General features: G+C 60.9%; 14 protein-coding genes. 9 read left to right on the forward strand and 5 right to left on the reverse strand.

The features are described 5' to 3' along the window. Nucleotides 1–53 precede the first annotated feature (53 nt). Nucleotides 54–1073 (reverse strand): putative ABC transporter permease, encoded by a 1020-nt coding sequence (locus GXM19_RS06020; RefSeq protein ID WP_239057598.1) that lies wholly within the window; start codon nt 1071–1073, stop codon nt 54–56. Between the two features lie 3 nt (nt 1074–1076). Next, entirely contained in the window at nt 1077–1613 is a 537-nt protein-coding gene (locus tag GXM19_RS06025) for an HD domain-containing protein (RefSeq protein WP_006234897.1), read from the reverse strand. A gap of 227 nt (nt 1614–1840) precedes the next feature. Here GXM19_RS06025 and GXM19_RS06030 point away from each other — a divergent pair, with 227 nt between their 5' ends. The 6 genes from GXM19_RS06030 (at nt 1841) to GXM19_RS06055 (ending at nt 8402) form a co-directional block, all read left to right on the forward strand. Continuing rightward, on the forward strand, nt 1841–3622 hold the full coding sequence (locus GXM19_RS06030) for a 1-deoxy-D-xylulose-5-phosphate synthase (RefSeq protein ID WP_006234896.1): 1782 nt from the start codon (nt 1841–1843) through the stop codon (nt 3620–3622). Nucleotides 3623–4080: 458 nt separating this feature from the next. After that, nucleotides 4081–5076 carry a glutamate ABC transporter substrate-binding protein gene (locus GXM19_RS06035; protein WP_006234895.1) on the forward strand — a complete coding sequence of 332 codons (996 nt, stop codon included), beginning with the start codon at nt 4081–4083 and terminating at the stop codon, nt 5074–5076. Between the two features lie 138 nt (nt 5077–5214). Continuing rightward, on the forward strand, nt 5215–5874 hold the full coding sequence (locus GXM19_RS06040; RefSeq protein WP_006234894.1) for an amino acid ABC transporter permease: 660 nt from the start codon (nt 5215–5217) through the stop codon (nt 5872–5874). Next, on the forward strand, nt 5871–6704 hold the full coding sequence (locus GXM19_RS06045) for an amino acid ABC transporter permease (protein WP_006234893.1): 834 nt from the start codon (nt 5871–5873) through the stop codon (nt 6702–6704). Before GXM19_RS06040 ends, GXM19_RS06045 begins: the two co-directional genes overlap by 4 nt. Nucleotides 6705–6740: 36 nt before the next feature. Further along, nucleotides 6741–7505 (forward strand): amino acid ABC transporter ATP-binding protein, encoded by a 765-nt coding sequence (locus GXM19_RS06050; RefSeq protein WP_006234892.1) that lies wholly within the window; start codon nt 6741–6743, stop codon nt 7503–7505. 87 nt (nt 7506–7592) lie between these two features. Continuing rightward, nucleotides 7593–8402: a gamma-glutamyl-gamma-aminobutyrate hydrolase family protein gene (locus GXM19_RS06055; protein WP_006234891.1), complete on the forward strand. Its 810-nt coding sequence runs from the start codon at nt 7593–7595 to the stop codon at nt 8400–8402. Nucleotides 8403–8507: 105 nt separating this feature from the next. Here the strand turns inward: GXM19_RS06055 and GXM19_RS06060 are convergent, their stop codons facing one another. The 3 genes from GXM19_RS06060 to GXM19_RS06070 form a co-directional block, all read right to left on the reverse strand. Then, nucleotides 8508–8864, reverse strand: a complete 357-nt coding sequence (locus GXM19_RS06060; protein ID WP_006234890.1) for an Hpt domain-containing protein — start codon at nt 8862–8864, stop codon at nt 8508–8510. A gap of 23 nt (nt 8865–8887) precedes the next feature. Then, nucleotides 8888–10768: a diguanylate cyclase gene (locus GXM19_RS06065; protein WP_006234889.1), complete on the reverse strand. Its 1881-nt coding sequence runs from the start codon at nt 10766–10768 to the stop codon at nt 8888–8890. 211 nt (nt 10769–10979) lie between these two features. Further along, nucleotides 10980–11777: an alpha/beta fold hydrolase gene (locus GXM19_RS06070; RefSeq protein ID WP_050766111.1), complete on the reverse strand. Its 798-nt coding sequence runs from the start codon at nt 11775–11777 to the stop codon at nt 10980–10982. A gap of 225 nt (nt 11778–12002) precedes the next feature. On the opposite strand from GXM19_RS06070, the gene GXM19_RS06075 reads away from it, so the two are divergent. The 3 genes from GXM19_RS06075 to GXM19_RS06085 all read left to right on the forward strand — a co-directional run bounded on the left by GXM19_RS06075 (nt 12003) and on the right by GXM19_RS06085 (nt 14787). Continuing rightward, on the forward strand, nt 12003–12779 hold the full coding sequence (locus GXM19_RS06075; protein WP_040358964.1) for a radical SAM protein: 777 nt from the start codon (nt 12003–12005) through the stop codon (nt 12777–12779). Between the two features lie 55 nt (nt 12780–12834). Further along, nucleotides 12835–13722, forward strand: coding sequence for a type I methionyl aminopeptidase (gene map / locus GXM19_RS06080; protein WP_006234886.1), 888 nt, complete (start codon nt 12835–12837; stop codon nt 13720–13722). 129 nt (nt 13723–13851) lie between these two features. Continuing rightward, on the forward strand, nt 13852–14787 hold the full coding sequence (locus GXM19_RS06085; protein ID WP_040358963.1) for a D-2-hydroxyacid dehydrogenase: 936 nt from the start codon (nt 13852–13854) through the stop codon (nt 14785–14787). Nucleotides 14788–14894 lie beyond the last annotated feature (107 nt).

Raw genomic sequence — 14894 nt, forward strand, 5'->3', positions numbered from 1 at the left:
CGAAACGAACGGGAAATACGCGAGCAAGGAAGCCGCGAGCGCGCCCGTCCCGGCTAGCGGCGGAACAGCTCGCGGGCTCGGTCACGGAGGTCGGTAGCTCGGATGACGCCCTCGTAGCGGTTGATGCGCAAGCGCGGGAAGGCATTGAAGAAGCGCAGGTCGCGTCGGCTGAGCGACACGCTTGGCACCGGACGGCTCATGCGCTTGCCGGCAAGGCGACGGCTGAGCGACGGACGCGGCATGTTCGGCGCGGCATCGGCCACGCGGCGGGCGGCAAGCGCCAGGCCGCGAGCACCATCCGCGATAAACGTCGGCATCGAAGCCTTCTCGCGCAGGGCATCGAGCGCGGCGTCACCCAGCTCGGCCAGCCACCCGTTAACGGCACGGCTACGGATGTGCGTCTGTGCCACCGAGTCAATCGTAGAATCGGGAATACGTTCGAGCATGGAGTCGGACGCATCGGCGAGCGACTCATTGATGCGGTCGGCAAGGTCGGCCCGGACGCGCTCCAGCTGATTGGACAGACGCCGCCAGCTCGCCAACGAGCACACTGCGTCAACCATCATCGCGACCGCGACGATAAAGGCCGACAGCCGCACAATCAGCACCGGCAGATGGCCAAGCAGCCCCAGCAATGCCGGCTCCACTAAACGGCAAATGCACAACGCACCCAAGCCAAACGCGCATGCCCAGTACAGGCAGATACGTCCGTGCAGATTAAACGGCAGGTGCGAATAGTCCCAAAAGCGAGCGCCCGTTGTTTTTTCCAGCAGCACGCCTACGCTGTACTCAATCACGCTGCATACGAGCGCTGCAGCGACAAACTGGCTCGACGCATCCGGAATCCCGCGCAGCAAAAGCCAGCAGGCAATGCCGCCCACACCATAGATAGGACAACACGGCCCCAGCAAAAAGCCACTGTTGGCGAAGCGTCCGTGGTTGAGCATGGCGCATACTGTCGACTCCCACGCCCAGCCGCAAAACCCGTAAAAGGCAAACGAGAGCACCAGTGCCGAGAGCGGGCAGGCGGCAAGCGTCGCGCCGCCAAACGCCATATCAATCGCGGTTTCCACCGTCTACCCTCTCCTCTTTTCGCTCGATTCGCTGTTCACGCCATCGTCAGCCTCGTCCTTGCGCCGCAGACGGCCGGCGACTGTCTCGCGCAGAGCACACCATTTATCTGCCAGGCATACAATCCATGCCTCACGACACGTCGGCGGCACCGGCACCAGCGGAAACATATGCCGCACGATAATGTTCCGCTCGCGCGACGTCAGCTCAAAATCTTCCTCCGCACGTGCTAGGGCAAAAAACGGGTGGCGAAAGCCATGCAGCCGATGGCTTGGGTCGGGATCGTGCCAGTCATAGAGAAAGTAATCGTGCAGCAGGGCCCCGCGCAGCAACGAGGCGCGGTCGACCGAGACACCGACGCGGCCCAGGCGCTCGGCAAAGGACAGGCTCGCCCGCGCCACCGAGGTCACATGTGCATAGACCGTCACGTCGCCATGCTGGATAAACTCGCGCGTCAGGTCCAAGCGGCCCGCCTGGGCGAGCTGGCGGGCGGCATCGTCGACCTCGTGCGCGACTGTCTCGGCACGAACGGCATCGGACATGCTGCCTCCTTCCAGCGGCTCACGGCGGCAAGCCACGGCCTGCACGTATTGAAAAAATCATCATCGAATGTATCAGTATGGCATCGGACAAAACGTTTTGCCCCACCAGTTGTCGAATTACCGCGCCGCCGTCACATATCAAACGCCAAAATGTGCGAGACTGTCTTGTGCAATTGTGTCGGCCGAGGGAGCGCCGGCGCTCGATTCGCATGGAGTAACCCACAACGATGCTGCTTACGCAAACGACAACGCCCGAGGACGTCAAGGCTCTCGACCGCGCCGAGCTTCCGCTGCTCTGCGGCGAGATTCGCCACGCCATCCTCGAAAGCTCCGCCGCTGTCGGCGGACACGTTGCCCCCAACCTAGGCGTCGTTGAGCTCACGGTCGCGCTCCATCGCGTGTTTAACTCCCCCATCGACAAGATTGTCTTTGACGTTTCGCACCAGACCTACGCCCACAAGGCGCTGACCGGGCGCGCGTATACCTATATCGATCCGGAACGTTTTGGCGAGGCTTCTGGCTTTGCCAATCCCGACGAGTCCGAGCACGACCTGTTCGCCATGGGCCACACCTCCACATCGGTGAGCCTGGGCTGCGGCTTGGCACACGCCCGCGATCTGGCGGGCGACAGCTACAACGTCATCACCATCATTGGCGACGGCTCGCTTTCGGGCGGCTTGGCGTTTGAGGGCTTCAACAATGCCGCCGAACTCGACAGCAACCTGATCATCATCGTCAACGATAACGACCAGTCCATCGCCGAGAACCACGGTGGCCTCTATCGCAATCTGGCCGAGCTGCGCACCAGCAACGGCACCTGTGAGCGCAACGTTTTCCGCGCGATGGGACTCGACTACCGTTATTTGGACGCCGGCAACGACGTGTTGGCCCTGGTCGACACGCTGCAGGAACTGCGCAATATCGATCATCCCATCGTGCTGCACGTCTCCACCGCCAAGGGCAAGGGCTTTGAGCCGGCCCAGAGCGACCCCGAACGCTGGCACCACGTGGGTCCGTTTGACATGGCGACTGGGCGCAAGCTTTGCCCGGGCCATCCGAGCGAGCCTGCGCCGCGCACCTATGCCGACATTACGGGCGAGGCGCTCAGCGCCGCCATCGAGCGCGATCCGCAGGTCGTGGGCATCACGGCCGCCACACCCTACATCATGGGCTTTACACCCGAGCTTCGCGCTGCCGCCGGCAAACAGTTCGTCGATGTGGGCATTGCCGAGGAGCACGCCGTGACCTTTGCCACCGCGCTTGCGCGCTCGGGCGCCAAGCCAGTCTTTGGTGTGTACGGCACGTTTTTGCAGCGCGCCTACGACGAGCTGTGGCACGATCTGTGCCTCAACGACGCCCCGGCAACCATTTTGGTGTTTGGTGCGTCGATCTTTGGCACCACGTCCGAGACGCACCTTTCGTTCTTTGATATTTCCATGCTGGGCGGTCTTCCCAACATGCACTACTTGGCGCCGGCCTGCATGGAGGAATATCTGTCCATGCTGAGCTGGTCGCTCGACCACCGCGAGCATCCCGTGGCGATTCGTGTGCCTGGTATTGGCCTGGTGAGCCGTCCCGACCTTGCGCCTGCCGAAGACACCGACTACAGCACCGTTCGCTACAACGTGGTGCGCCAGGGTCGCGACGTAGCAGTGCTCGCGCTCGGCGATTTCTTTGAGCTGGGCGAGCGCGTGGCAAACCGTCTGACCGCCGAGTACGGCATCGAGGCCACGCTCGTCAACCCGCGCTTTGCAACCGAGCTCAACCGCGAGTTCCTCGACAGCCTTGCCGCCGAGCATCGCGTTGTCGTCACCCTCGAGGACGGCATCTTGGACGGCGGCTGGGGCGAGCGCGTCGCGTGCTACTTGGCCTGCACGCCAGTGCGCACGCGCACCTTCGGCATCGCCAAGGGCTTCCCCGACCGCTACGACCCCAACGAGCTGCTCGCGCAGAACGGCATGACGGTCGAGAACATGGCCGCTGAAGCCGTAAGGCTACTCAACGAGTAAGAAAAACCTCCGCAAGGAAAGCACCCCTGCGGAGGTTTTTGCTTTCGCGACGCGATTATCTCGATCCGTAACATCTATGGCCCGAATTCTCGTCTAACTGTTACAGATCGAGACAAGACGTCTTAGTCCCCGACCTTTGTCTCAATCTGTAACAGATAGAGACCTTTTGCCCGTCCAGATGTTACAGATCGAGACATTCAAATCCCCCTGAAGAGAAAATCTCAATCTGTAACAGTTACTCGGCAAAAACGGCTGCAGATGTTACAGATTGAGACAAAGCAGCAAGGCATGCCACCGCATCGGCCAGAACCACCACAAAGGTGCCTGTCCCTTTTTGGTAGGTAGAATTACCCATAAGGTAAGTATGTTTCTGAGTTATTTCGTGTTGACCCATTTGAGCGCGATAGGGTATAACTCTACTCAACCGCTAGGGATTTTATTGAGAAAGGTGTTCTACCATGAGCAAGAACCTCTCCCAGCAGGTCGTTCTCGACCGCCGCGGCTTTGTCGCCGCTACCTTCGCAACCGTCGCCGGCCTTGGTCTTGCCGGCTGCTCCGACACCAGCGCCGAGGCCGACAAGGGTTCCGCCGCCGGCTCCTCCAAGGGCTCCGAGGATACCGAGGTTTCCGCTACGCTCGATGCCAAGGCATTCGACAAGCTCGTCGACGACGGCCCCAAGGCCGATGACGACGCCATCGCCGCCAGCACCTGGGCCACGGCCGTCAAGGACGCCGGCGTCTTTAAGATCGGTGGCGTTCAGACCTCCACGCTCTTCTCCCTCCTCAACGAGAAAGACGGTCAGACCCGCGGCTTCGATGCCGGTATCGCACAGCTCCTGTCCAACTACATTCTGGGCGAGAACAAGGTCGAGATCACCCAGGTGACCTCGGACACGCGCGAGTCCGTCCTGCAGAACGGCCAGGTCGACGCCGTCTTTGCCACCTACACCATCACCGACGAGCGCAAGAAGCTTGTCTCCTTTGCCGGTCCCTATTACTACACGCAGCAGGCCATCCTGGTGCTCGCCGATAACGACGACATCAAGAGCGTCGACGACCTGGTCGACAAGAACGTCGCCGTCCAGTCCGGCTCCAACGGCCCTGCCATCCTGGAGGAGTTCGCCCCCAAGGCCAGCCAGCAGGAGTTCAAGACCGACGAGGAGGCCCGCCAGGCACTCCAGCAGGGCCGCGTTGACGCCTACGTCATCGATAACAACATGCAGCAGAGCGCCCTGGTCCGCGAGCCCGGTAAGTACAAGATCGCCGGCAAGCCCTTCGGCAGCAAGGAGCCCTATGGCATCGGCCTGCCGCTCGATTCCGACGGCGTCGCCTTTGTCAACGACTTCCTTAAGAAGATCGAGGACGACGGCACCTGGACTGAGCTGTGGCAGATCTGCATCGGCGACCGTACGGGCGACACCAATGTTCCCGAGCTGCCCGAGATCGGCGCCTAGTCAGCGAGCCTGGTAACGGCCGCAACGAAACCATACGGAAACGCACGATGCGCTTTATTGCGGTAAACTGTTTCCTCACTGAGTTGTCGGGGCTTCCGTACACACGGGAGCCCCTTTCCTTATCGGCGGGAGGTCCGCATGAGTCTCTCCGAACTCTGGTCGCTCTATGGCCAGAACTATATCGACGCGCTGCTAGCAACCTGGGGCATGACGCTTGAGTCGTTTGCCATCGCCATGGTACTGGCCGTCGCCGTCACCGTGATGCGCGTGTCGCCGCTCAAGCCACTGCGCGTCTTTGGCGACCTGTATGTCCAGGTCTTCCGTAACATCCCCGGCATCGCGCTGCTCATCATCGTCGTCTATGCGCTGCCGCCGCTCAAGGTCGTTCTGCCCTACCGCACCTGCGTTATCGTCGCCACGGTCCTTTTGGGCTCGGCCTTTGGCTCTGAGAACTTCATGAGTGGCATCAACACCGTCGGCGTCGGTCAGGTCGAAGCCGCCCGCTCGCTGGGCATGAGCTTTAATCGCATCCTCGCCAAGATCGTGATTCCGCAGGCACTGCGCTCGAGCGTATTGCCCATGACCAACCTCTTTATCGCCGTCATGCTCACCACCGCGCTCGGCAGTCAGGTGCCGCTTAAACCGCAGGAGCTCACCGGCGTGGTGAGCTATATCAACACGCGCTCACTTGGCGGCGTCGCCGCGTTCTTTATCTCGGCGCTCGGCTACCTGGGCACGGCCTTTGTGGTGAGCCACATCGGCAACTATATCGATAAGAAGGTGAGGATCCTCCGATGAGCAAGCATTCCTCCCCTGCGCTTACCATGCGCGATGCGCTCTACGAGGCTCCCGGCCCCAAGATGCGCGCCAAGATTCGCATCGGCACCGCCATCTCGCTTGTTGCCGTGGCCGCACTCGCCGTCCTGGTACTGCAGCGCTTTTATGTGACCGGTCAGCTTTCGGTCCACTACTGGTATTTCTTTACGCACCTCACCACCTGGAAGTTCTTGCTTGCCGGCTTTGAGGGCACCGTTAAAGTCGCACTCACCGCTGGCGCCATCGCGCTGGTGCTGGGCTTAGCCCTTATGCTCGGCCGCACCAGCGACATTAAGCCACTGCAACTGGTCTGCCGTGTGCTCACCGATTTCTTCCGCGGCGTGCCGAGCCTGCTGTTCATCTACTTCTTCTTTTTGGTGCTGCCCCAGTACAAGATCGCGCTGCCGTCGTTTTGGATGCTCACGCTCCCCGTCGCACTCGCTGCAGCCGGCGTACTCGCCGAGATCTTCCGCGCCGGCGTCAACGCCGTGCCGCGCGGGCAGGTCGAGGCGGCCCAGGCGCTCGGTCTCTCCAAGGCCAAAATCACCTTTAAAATCGTGTTGCCGCAGGCTATTCGGTTTATCATTCCGTCCTTGATTTCACAGCTTGTGGTCGTAGTCAAAGACACCACCGTCGCCTATGTGGTGAGCTATCCCGACCTGATGCAAAATGCCCGCGTGCTCATTACCAACTACGACGCCCTCGTGTCGGTCTACCTGGTTATCGCGGTCATCTACATCCTCATCAACGTCGCGATCAACAAGGCCGCTGTCTACGTTTCGCACAAGACCGGCGCGACCATCATCCGCTAACGCTTTACCATTTCGAGTCATAAGGAGCCGAGCACCATGGCACAGAGCACCTCTTCCACCGGCAATCAGCCGCTGATCGAGCTCAGACACGTCGATAAGCACTATGGCGATCTGCACGTCCTCAACGACATCAATCTCTCGGTCGACCGCGGCGAGGTCGTCGTTGTGATCGGTCCCTCGGGCTCGGGCAAGTCGACCATGTGCCGCACCATCAACCGCCTGGAAACTATCGACTCGGGCGAGATCCTCATCGAGGGCGAGCCCCTGCCGCAGGAAGGCAAGGATCTTGCCCGCATGCGTGCCGAGCTGGGCATGGTGTTTCAACAGTTCAACCTGTTCGCACATATGACCGTACTGCAGAACGTCATGTTGGGGCCGGTCGACGTGCTGGGCGTGTCCAAGGACGAGGCCCGTGAGCGCGCCATGGACCTGCTGAGCCGCGTGGGCGTGGCCGAGCAGGCCGACAAGGTGCCCGCGCAGCTTTCGGGCGGCCAGCAGCAGCGCGTGGCCATCGCCCGTTCGCTTGCCATGCAGCCCAAGGCTATGCTCTTTGACGAGCCCACAAGCGCCCTCGATCCCGAAATGATCAACGAGGTGCTCGAGGTCATGGTCCGTCTGGCCCAGCAGGGCATGACGATGATCGTCATCACGCACGAGATGAACTTCGCCCGCCGTGTGGCCGACCGCGTCGTGTTTATGGCCGACGGCCAGATCGTGGAAACTGGCACGCCCGACGAGTTCTTCGACCACCCCCAGACCAAGCGCGCCCAGGACTTCCTCAACTCCATCAAGGGCCACTAACCCAATTGCCACGCGGGCAAATTCATCAGTAACGTTTGCTCCGCGCCACCCCTGTGCCATGTCCACCCGGATTCGAAAGCTACGCCCATGATCGGAACCCGCACCTCATCGTCCTACACTCCGCACGTCGACGTCGATCCCGCCGACCGTCCGCTCATCCTGGTCGCACCACGCTGGGAAGAAGCGAAACCCTATTTGAGCGAGACGCTCTCCCCCAACGAGGAGATTGCGAGCGTCTTTGTCGATGCCATCCTTGCCGCCGGCGGCCTGCCGCTGCAGATGTCCATCACCGAGGACATTGAGGTCATCCGTCATTACGTCGATATCGCCGACGGCATCGCCATTCCCGGCGGCCCCGATGTCAATCCCAAGCGCTGGGGCGATGATCGACCCTACGACCCCACCCTCTGCTGCGAGATCCGCGATAGCTTTGAGTTTAAGCTGGTCGGCGAGGTGCTCCGCGCCAAAAAGCCACTCTTTACCACCTGCCGCGGCACGCAGTTGCTCAATGTCGCCACTGGCGGCACCCTGTGCATGGACGTGCCGAGCCTGGGTGCGCGCGAGGGTCGCACGCAGTGGCGTCACACCCACGTGCTCAACGATCCCGTGCACCCCGTCGAGGTCGTGCCGGGCTCGCTGCTGGAACGCACGGTTGGCGGGCACAGGCTAATCCAGACCAACTCCGCACACCACTGCTGCGTCGACCGTCTGGGTAAAAGCACGCGCTTGGTCGCCAAAGCAACCGACGGCGTTCCCGAGTGCATCGAAGTCGAAGGCCAGCCGTTCTGTCTGGGCGTGCAATGGCACCCTGAGTACACGTGGAAGACACTCGAGACCGACTTTAACCTGTGGAAGTCGTTTGTCGAGGCAGCGGCCAAGGTTAAGCAGGCTCGCTAGTTCGCGAGCCACACAACAGATAAGGGCGCCCCGCCGGCCACATGGTCCGACGGGGTGCCCTTTTGCCTATACGCGGCAGGCACACAGCCCAAGGCTCACAACCTCTTACTCGCCCGCCTCGCGCAGAGCCGACATCGTAGCCGCATATTGCTGCTGCAACGCATGCATTCCCTCGCGAGCGCCGTCAACGGCATCGGCGCCACGCAGCGCTTCGGTTACCACGACCGCAGGCTCGTACAGATTATCGAATCCCAGGTTCTGACTCACGCCCTTGAGCGTATGCGCTGCCATAAACGCACCTTCGGCGTCTCCCGCCGCCATGGCGGCCTCCAGCTTGTCCATACTCTCGTCATCCAAAAACTTGAGGGCAAAGCGGGCAAGCATTTCCCCGCCCATCAGCCGAGCGCACGCGTCATCATAATTAGCGCCGATCTTCTCATACGCCTCACGCATGGAAATCATGGATTAAAACTCCTTTGGTCAAACTAAATCGTGGGAAACGCGACAACGTCGGCGGGGCGTGCCAACGTCTCGGCAATACGGTCTTGCACCTCGAGCAGACAGTCGAGCAACAGCGGGTTAAACTCACCGCACTTACCGTCCAAGATCATCTGGATAGCCTCCTTGTGCGGAATAGCGTCCTTGTACACACGCACGCTCGTCAGAGCATCGTACACGTCGGCCACCGAGACCACCTGCGCGGCAATGGGAATATCGTCGCCCTTAAGGCCATCGGGATAGCCCTTGCCGTCCCAGCGCTCATGGTGCCAACGCGCAATCTGGTACGCATATTCCATAAGCGCATTGCCGACGTGATGGCGACCCAGCTCAAGCAACATGTCGGCGCCGATCGTGGTATGCGTCTTCATAATCTCGAACTCCTCGGACGTAAGGCGTCCGGGTTTGTTGAGAATCGCATCGTCAATCGACATCTTGCCGATATCGTGCAGCGCCGAAGCCAGGGCAATCGTAGAGCGTTCCTCATTGTCAAGGGAGATCGTGTCGCTACGCTGGACCAGACAGTCAAGCAGCAGCTCGGTCAGCTTCTCGATGCTCGTAACGTGCCTGCCGCTCTCGCCGTTGCGAAGCTCCATGACGCCGGCCATGATGTCGATGAGCATGCGACTGTTCTTGACGCGCTCGTTGTACTGCTGGGACAGCAGGCTCGTCAGGCGGCGCTGTTTGGCGTATAGGCGGATGGTGTTGCTTACACGGCGGCGCACGACACGGGAGTCAAACGGGCGGTTGATATAGTCCGAGGCGCCCAGCTCGTACGCGCGCAGAACCATATCATCGGAATCTTCGCTCGAAATCATGATGAAAGGCAGATTGTCGATACCCGATCGGCGCGACAGATCGGCCAGCACCTCAAAGCCGCTTATGCCCGGCATGACAATATCCAGCAGCACGAGCGACAACTCATCGCCATAGCGGTCGACCATGTCGAGCGCCGTACGACCGTTGTCGGCCTCGAGGATGCAATACTCGTCCTTGAGCATCTCGTTGAGAATGGCTCGGTTCATCTCGGAGTCATCGACAATAAGCACCAAAGGCTTTTCGCTTTGGAAGGCTTCGATGGAATCGGCATCGGTCACGACCGTACCGGCTTTTGCCTTAGCGCGGCTCAATAACTGGACAGCGCGGCCAACTCCTTCATCGACCGTCTCGCCATGAATGCGAACACCGCCAACACATGCCGTCAAGCTCACGTACTCATGGCCCGGAACAATCGTGGCATGAACGGCATCGGACACCTGATGCAGGCGACGGGTGAAGTCATCGGAGGGAATATTGGGCATGACGACCACAAACTTGTCGCAGCCATAGCGTACAAGCTCGTCAGTCGAACGAATTCCGCTGCGTATGGCTGTCGCCACAGCACCGAGCGCAAGGTCGCCGGCATGACGGCCACACGTATCGTTGAAGACCCTAAAATCATCAAGGTCGATCACCGCAACGCCGGCATTCATGCGGGCGCTACGGAGCTTTTCCTCGTAATATCGGCGATTGCGCACACTCGTCAGCACGTCGGTGTAGACGAGGTCCTCTTCTGCAGCCTCTTGCTCATCGATCGGACGCACCATCAGCAGGACGTGAGGCTCGCCCTCGACCTTCAGAGGGCGCAGGCGAGCGCGGTACTCGGTACCATCATTGAGCAGCTGCTCCGATACATCATCGGAACCTGCCAAGGCCTCAAGACTCGACTGACGCAGACAAGGGCAGCGATCGCCGGCGAGCAAGCAGTTAGGCTCGCTCTTAATCTGATCGGCCGACAACAAACGCACCACGGGGTAGGTCTTCGCGACGCGGGCGACCTCGGCGGCAGCCTCCTCGTCGGTTAGATTGACCTCGTGATTATTGAGCATATGGGGCCCTTCCTATCGTTACGCACGGCAACGGTGCATATCAATTGGTACAAGGGTAGCATCTAACAGCTGAAGGCAAACGCGCGATTATCGTTACATTTTTATGACCTGGCAAACGGCGGTAATGGAGCCGCGGGCGCGCGGTTATGGGCGCATTCGTTAACAATGACGAAACGCTAACAGCCCCTCTCCCCGCAGGTCATCGAGCGTGCTAACGCTCCAAGACATCGCGAACGGCGTTTGCCGCCGTAACGGGGCGATCGCGCAGACCGTTATGCGCGCCCGGGATCGTCACAAGGGGGCAATCGAGATATTCGGCAGCCGCTCGCGTGCCAGCCTCGCGGGGTGTATCGACCGAAAGCTCGCCCAAAAACACGGCCGACACCGCCTTTGACGCGCGGACGCGCTCCCAGTCGGGAGCATATGTCATATTTGTTCCGTATTCATTAGCCATAAAGCAACGACCATTGCGCAGGGCATGTTTGGCTTCCGCTTCGGTCATCCCGGGAGCTTCGGGGTCCAAGTCGCCGAGGGCTCCCAAGAAAAGCCGGAGCGCCCTTGAAACCTTTCCAGCCGCAATCATATCGAGCAAAACCGGAGCTGCGCCCATGCCGACGCCTTCGGCCGACACAGCCGGCTCATGCAGAATCGCACGGGCGACGAGATGGGGTTCGGCGCGAAGAAGCTCCAGCGCCACCAACGTACCGGCGCTATGCGCAAGCACATTTGCCGGAGCGCCAACGTGTTCGATCACGGCTTGCAGGTCGGCGGCCTGAGCGGCAAGATCATAGCTGCCGTCTGCCGCATCGCTGCTGCCACCGCAGCCGCGGCGGTCGTAGGCAATTACGCGGTAGTTGCGGCTGAGCTCACAAGCGATACCGTCGAAAAATGTGCCGTCGACACAAGCGCCGTGCACGCACACCAAGGCAGGAGCATCAGGCGACACATCTGGGCCGGCATATTCGCGACAGGCAATCGTGGTGCCCGCATTCTCGACCGTAAAATTCATGTTGTGCCCCCATCATCAATGCTCATCCAGTTGCACGTCAGCGCGGTTGGATGGACCCACATTGCCTTACACCTTGTTAACAGATTAACTTTACCCGACCCGAGGCTTTTCATGGCGCGGCATAATGGGCGACGTGAAAAAACGAAACTTGTAAAGCAAGAGCCCATACCTTGCTTTGGAGCCGATGCTATGCTTAGGCACAATTGTCTTGAGGAGCATAAGCCTATGTCTACGTTTTTGAATGCCAGCCCCATCTTTGGGCCCGTTCGCAGCCGTCGCCTTGGTCTCTCGCTCGGCGTCAACATGATGCCGGCCAGCGGTAAAATCTGCACGTTCGACTGCATTTACTGCGAAAACGGCCTCAACGCCGAGCGCCCCTGCCATGAGCCGTACAACACGGCCGCCGTGGTACTCGACGCGCTCGAGGCAAAGCTGCGCGAGATGGCAGCCGAGGGCGAGCTCCCCGATGTGATCACCTTCGCAGGCAACGGCGAGCCCACCGCCGCACCGGAGTTTCCGCAGGCCATTGCCGGCGCCGTCGCGCTGCGCGACGAGCTTGCCCCAAACTCCAAAATCGCCGTGCTCTCCAACGGCACGCGCGCCGACCGCCCCGAGGTGCACGACGCGCTCATGATGGTCGACGACAACATCCTCAAGCTCGATACGGTCGATCCGGCGTTTATCCAGCTGCTCGACCAGCCCGTTGGCCCCTATGACGTCGAGCACCAGATCGAGACGTTCGCAAGCTTTGACGGTCACGTTATTATCCAGACAATCTTTTTGACCGGCGAGTATCAGGGCAAGCTCATCGACAACACCGGCGAGGAGTACGTCGCCCCCTGGCTCGCGGCGCTTGAGCGCATTCGCCCACAAGAAGCGACCATCTACACGGTGGCGCGCGAGACACCGGTCGCAGGCCTTGCCAAAGCAGCACCCGAGGTGCTTGACGCCATTGCCGCGCGCGTCCAAGCCCTCGGCATTCCCTGCCAGGTGAGCTACTAGCGCGCAGCTGCCCTGTGAGTGGGCTATACTAGCTGCGGATGAAAGGAAGTTAGCCATGTATGACAAAGGACCCGTACCCGGCCGCAACGACGCTTGCTGGTGCGGCAGCGGCAAAAAATATAAGAAATGCCACAGCGCCTTCGACGAGCGCCTTGAGCGCCTGTGGGAAGAGGGCTGGGAGGTCCTGCCCCGCACGCTCTACAAGACGCCCACCGATATCGAGGGCATCAAGCGCTCGGCCGCTATCAACGTGGGCGTGCTCGATTACGTAGGCGAACACATCGCCGCGGGCATGACCACCAACCAGATTGACCAGATGATCTACGACTACACCGTCGAGCACGGTGGCACGCCGGCCGACCTCAACTACGAGGGCTATCCCAAGAGCGTGTGCACCTCGATCAACGACGTGGTCTGCCACGGTATCCCCTGCGATACGGACGTGTTGCACGAGGGCGACATCATCAACGTGGACTGCTCCACGATCCTGGACGGTTACTTTAGTGATTCGAGCCGCATGTTCTGTATCGGCGAGGTCTCGGCCGAGCGCCAGCGCCTGGTCGAGGTCACCCGTGCCAGCGTGGAGGCGGGTCTGGCCGCCGTCAAGCCGTGGCTGCCGCTGTCCGTTATGGCCGAAGCCGTGCAAAAGACGGTCGAGGACGCTGGCTTTAGCGTGGTGCGCGAGTACGGCGGACACGGCATCGGTAAGGAGTTCCACGAGGACCCGTTTGTGGGCTTTACCACCGAGGCGCCCGATGTGGACACCATCATGGCTCCGGGCATGGTCTTTACCATCGAGCCCATGGTCAATGCCGGAGCGCCCGACATCAAGATCAGCAAGGGTGACGGTTGGTGCGTGCGCACCAAGGACGGCAGCGATTCGGCTCAGTGCGAGGTACAGCTCGTAGTGACCGAGGATGGCTACGAGCTGCTGAGCTGGTAACCGTGCGGACGCCGGATGCTAACGGGCACGCCCGTCTTGCATCCGGCGTTTTATTTGAACGTTTTGCCTGATAAAACCTGCCAAAATAAACCTGTCCCTTTTTGGCAGGTCGAGCGGAGAGGACTGCTAGTGAACATCCTGGTTTTGCTGCCCGTCAATGACCGCCATCGCGCAATTCTTGAGTCGAGTGCTCCGGGCGAGGACTTTATCTACACGAGCGCCGACGCCGCCACACGTGAACAGGTCGCCGATGCCGACGTGATCTTGGGCAGCATCGACCCTGACATGCTCACGGCATGCGAGCATCTCCAGCTGTTGCAATTGCAGACCGCCGGCTATGACGACTACCTTGCCGCCGGCACCGTGCCGGCCAACGCCAAACTGTCTTGCTCGGTGGGCGCCTACGGCCAGGCCGTGAGCGAGCACATGTTTGCCATGGTGTTGTCTATGATGAAGCGCCTGCCCGGCTACCAGGATCTGCAGCGCGAACATCGCTGGGAGGACTTGGGCCCGGTCACCTCGCTCAGAAACGCCAACGTGCTGGTGCTGGGCGCAGGCGATATCGGCGGCCACTTTGCCACGCTCTGCCGCAGCATGGGCGCGCACGTCCGCGGCATCAAGCGCCATCCGCTCGTCTACCCCATTGTATTTGAGGACATGGACGGCATGGATGCCCTGTCCGAGCGCCTGGCCGAGGCCGATATCGTCGCATCCTTTATGCCGAGCACGCCCGAGACCCGTGGCTTGGCGAATGCCGAGTTCTTTGCCGCGATGAAGCCGGGCGCCTTCTTTGCCAACGGCGGCCGCGGCGATCTTGTGGTCGCCGACGACCTGGTTGCCGCCCTGGAGTCGGGGCATCTCGCCGGCGCCGCGGTCGACGTCACCGACCCCGAGCCGCTGCCCGAGACAAGCCCCCTGTGGGATGCGCCCAACATGCTCATCTCGCCGCACGTCTCCGGCTGGTTCCACCTGGCCGCCACGCTCAATAACGTGGTCGACATCGCCGCGGAGAACCTGCGTCACCTGCAGGCCGGCGAGACGCTTCGCTGCTGGATCGAACATTAGGGTTCCGCCGTTCTAACGAACGGCGGACCGGTCGACGCTACGCGCCGCCCAGAGCGACAATTTGTCATTCAAAAGGCAAGGCATGACCAGAAGGTCTATGCCTTGCC

This window comes from Collinsella aerofaciens ATCC 25986, from assembly GCF_010509075.1.
GTDB classification, from domain to species: domain Bacteria; phylum Actinomycetota; class Coriobacteriia; order Coriobacteriales; family Coriobacteriaceae; genus Collinsella; species Collinsella aerofaciens.

Bases quoted from the DNA above. Each gene is read 5' to 3' on its own strand.
- map (WP_006234886.1), top strand. From the start codon at position 12,835: ATGTATGACAAAGGACCCGTACCCGGCCGCAACGACGCTTGCTGGTGC.
- GXM19_RS06060 (WP_006234890.1), bottom strand. From the start codon at position 8,864: ATGATTTCCATGCGTGAGGCGTATGAGAAGATCGGCGCTAATTATGAT.
- GXM19_RS06055 (WP_006234891.1), top strand. From the start codon at position 7,593: ATGATCGGAACCCGCACCTCATCGTCCTACACTCCGCACGTCGACGTC.
- GXM19_RS06075 (WP_040358964.1), top strand. From the start codon at position 12,003: ATGTCTACGTTTTTGAATGCCAGCCCCATCTTTGGGCCCGTTCGCAGC.
- GXM19_RS06040 (WP_006234894.1), top strand. From the start codon at position 5,215: ATGAGTCTCTCCGAACTCTGGTCGCTCTATGGCCAGAACTATATCGAC.
- GXM19_RS06050 (WP_006234892.1), top strand. From the start codon at position 6,741: ATGGCACAGAGCACCTCTTCCACCGGCAATCAGCCGCTGATCGAGCTC.
- GXM19_RS06045 (WP_006234893.1), top strand. From the start codon at position 5,871: ATGAGCAAGCATTCCTCCCCTGCGCTTACCATGCGCGATGCGCTCTAC.
- GXM19_RS06070 (WP_050766111.1), bottom strand. From the start codon at position 11,777: ATGAATTTTACGGTCGAGAATGCGGGCACCACGATTGCCTGTCGCGAA.
- GXM19_RS06035 (WP_006234895.1), top strand. From the start codon at position 4,081: ATGAGCAAGAACCTCTCCCAGCAGGTCGTTCTCGACCGCCGCGGCTTT.
- GXM19_RS06025 (WP_006234897.1), bottom strand. From the start codon at position 1,613: ATGTCCGATGCCGTTCGTGCCGAGACAGTCGCGCACGAGGTCGACGAT.
- GXM19_RS06030 (WP_006234896.1), top strand. From the start codon at position 1,841: ATGCTGCTTACGCAAACGACAACGCCCGAGGACGTCAAGGCTCTCGAC.
- GXM19_RS06065 (WP_006234889.1), bottom strand. From the start codon at position 10,768: ATGCTCAATAATCACGAGGTCAATCTAACCGACGAGGAGGCTGCCGCC.